The sequence below is a fragment of the Bacillus sp. P4_D3 genome (assembly GCF_056401855.1).
Window position 1 is genome coordinate 1 of sequence record NZ_JBFUIN010000417.1, and the last position, 2,714, is coordinate 2,714.

Consider the following 2,714-nt stretch of genomic DNA (forward strand, 5'->3'; position numbering starts at 1 on the left):
CTACTTCATAATTCTTCTCTACAGCTTGCTCTTCAAAAAATGAATCCCAGCCGAACGATTCTAAAATATTTTGATTCAAATAAATATCCTCCCTAGTTTGTACTAAGTGGAAGGATTGCGAACTATCTTATATAATATCGCCCTTTCCATCCACCTTTGTATTTGATTTATTATTCATATCAGTCATATTCGCCATAATACATCACTCCGTTCTAATTTTAATTACTCTCATTATATGGAATATCTCATTAAAAAGCTACATCATTTAACGTAATTTTCAAATAACTTGTTTTTTAACATTTTAATTTGTCCACGATGACTAATTTCATCTTCTAGCACGTGAAACCAAAGGTAGTGCTGATTATACGCTACGTCATTAGGCCACTTTCTTTCTGACATTAGCCATTCATCATCCTGTTGTCTCAAACACTCTATTGTTTCCTCTCGAACTTTCTGTAAAAGTTGTACATAATACTGTATTTCATAACCACGGATAGATCTCCCCGCTTCCCCTAAATACAGTGCATCTTCCCATATTTCTAATTCTTCTTTTGTAAAATCACGATTTTGAAAAGAAATAAGCTGATGGACTTTTTCTATAGCCGCTATATGCTTTAGTAAAGCACCAATTGAATTCTCACCACTCGGCATTATTAAATCCAATTGCTCCACTGCTAAATCCTCTATTTCCTGTAATGTTACTGCCCGCGTATGCTCCATCATACTTACAAGTTCCCCTATATTTTTTGTATAACCATCTACACTTCTTATTCGATAATCTATATACATTTCACGCACCCCTTTCTGAATTCATATTAATGAAAAAAGGCTTCATATAATAGACTGAAATATATCAGATTTTTCTGTTATAATTAAATTGAACAAGCAATTAGCCAGAACAAACTTTCTCAATATGCTTATATAAAATTTAAAAAGGAATATATATTTAGTAAACGAATCTTATTCACTAAAAGGAGTGGATTCGATGGAAATGTATCAATGGCTAACTGCTGTTCTTGTTGGTGGCGTTACTGGCTTCGTTTCCCATCTGATCAATAACCAAGGTAAGTTATTGCTTCCACGCCGTTTAAAAACGTTTTTCCACTTTGGGTTTTTAACCGATATATTTACCGGTAGCCTAGCTGCACTTCTTGGACTTGTTTTATTCGATGTCACCTTAATTAAAGAAATAATAAAAGTATCTATTGTAACCGCTATTTCAGGCCAAACATTTTTACTTCATCAAGCTCTAGGTGGTGAACAGGCTAAAAATTCACAAATTGGGAAAGCTGATGAGAAAATTCAAGAAATTGACAAATTATTACGACGTTAATCTATACTTCCTTTAAAAATTATTGTTATAATGAAAAATAAATATTTTCTATTGCGTCGTTTGTCAGAAGAAAGGGTGTTTCGTATGACAAAAAAGAAAATAGAAGATTTCTTAACAAACTCCGAAAAAGAGGAACTGCTAGAAAACTATAAATGTTTACGAGAAGCCCGCACAAAAAGCGAAGCTAATTATTTTGGTGAAGCAGTAGACCATCTATTAAATAAAGTAAAAAAACGAATTACTGAAGAAGCAGGCATACATGATGAAAATGCAGCAACTGTGCAATCAAAGAGAAAAGCACTGTTTTAGCTAAAACAGTGCTTTTTATTACGCCATTTTTCACATTACTTTCACATCTATTTCACAAACATACGCACTCCAGTATAGTAAGCTAAGTATATCCTTTTCCAAGGAACTATATGCCGATATATAAATCCCTATCTCTGTAGGGATTTTTTATTTTTTTGTAGAAAAGAAGCTCAGCGTTAAAATACTCACCTCTTCCCTTCTAATCTTCTAATATATATTCAATTTGCCGCATATCCTGTTCATTCAATAAAACGTCCACCGCTCTTACACTTTCTCTTATCTGCTCTGCTCGCTTCCCGCCAGGAATAACAGTATCAATTCCTTCTTTATTTAATAACCATGCTAACGCTAAATGAGACACCTCAATACTATTTTCTTTAGCTAAGCCTTTTAATTTTTCAACTTTCTTAAAGTTACTCTTATATGTATTTTCTTCAAATAGATTTACACTTTGACGCCAATCGCCTTCGTTTAATTTAAAATCTTCTGTATATTTACCACCTAATATTCCAAAGGCAAGAGGTCCATACGGTATAAATGAAATACCAGCTTCTATACAATACGGTAATAGTTCTTCCTCGGCAGTACGATTTAACATATTGTACGGCGATTGTACAACATCTATATCTCCATGCTGATTCGCTACTTTTAATTGCTCTACGTTTACGTTGGATATTCCAATTGAACGGATTTTCCCTTCTTCTTTTAGGCGTGTAAGCTCTCCGATTGAATCTATGTAACTTGTTTCAGGATTTGTAAAATGCAAATAATATAAATCAATATAATCAGTCTGTAGTCTTCTTAAGCTATTTTCCACAGCATTTCTTAAATAACTCGGTTCATTATTAACATACGTTTCTCCATTTAATAACGGCTGTATTCCACCTTTTGTAGCAAGTACATATTCATGACGCTTTCCTTTTAAAACCTCTCCTACTAATTCTTCTGATCTACCAAAACCATATGAGTCCGCTGTATCAAAGAATGTGATTCCTTGTTGAATGGCTTCTTCAATCATTTGTTTTCCTTCTTCTTCATTCACATTTGCATATAAATTATGTCCCCCTACTGC

At 33.4% G+C, this 2,714-nt stretch carries 4 protein-coding genes; 2 read left to right on the forward strand and 2 right to left on the reverse strand.

Going from position 1 to position 2,714, the window contains the following annotated elements:
* Window positions 1-261: 261 nt before the first annotated feature.
* Window positions 262-789 carry a DinB family protein gene (locus AC1DTM_RS22045; protein WP_016104598.1) on the reverse strand — a complete coding sequence of 176 codons (528 nt, stop codon included), beginning with the start codon at window positions 787-789 and terminating at the stop codon, window positions 262-264.
* Between the two features lie 196 nt (window positions 790-985).
* Between AC1DTM_RS22045 and AC1DTM_RS22050 the strand changes: the two genes are divergently transcribed.
* Window positions 986-1,333: a DUF4257 domain-containing protein gene (locus tag AC1DTM_RS22050; protein ID WP_002158224.1), complete on the forward strand. Its 348-nt coding sequence runs from the start codon at window positions 986-988 to the stop codon at window positions 1,331-1,333.
* Between the two features lie 84 nt (window positions 1,334-1,417).
* Window positions 1,418-1,642, forward strand: coding sequence for a hypothetical protein (locus AC1DTM_RS22055; protein ID WP_002158225.1), 225 nt, complete (start codon window positions 1,418-1,420; stop codon window positions 1,640-1,642).
* 199 nt (window positions 1,643-1,841) lie between these two features.
* Here the strand turns inward: AC1DTM_RS22055 and AC1DTM_RS22060 are convergent.
* Window positions 1,842-2,714: aldo/keto reductase (locus AC1DTM_RS22060; protein ID WP_477000877.1), on the reverse strand; the 873-nt coding region annotated here is incomplete at its 5' end.

Coding starts and splice junctions, on each gene's coding strand:
- AC1DTM_RS22045 (WP_016104598.1), bottom strand. CDS start 789: ATGTATATAGATTATCGAATAAGAAGTGTAGATGGTTATACAAAAAAT.
- AC1DTM_RS22050 (WP_002158224.1), top strand. CDS start 986: ATGGAAATGTATCAATGGCTAACTGCTGTTCTTGTTGGTGGCGTTACT.
- AC1DTM_RS22055 (WP_002158225.1), top strand. CDS start 1,418: ATGACAAAAAAGAAAATAGAAGATTTCTTAACAAACTCCGAAAAAGAG.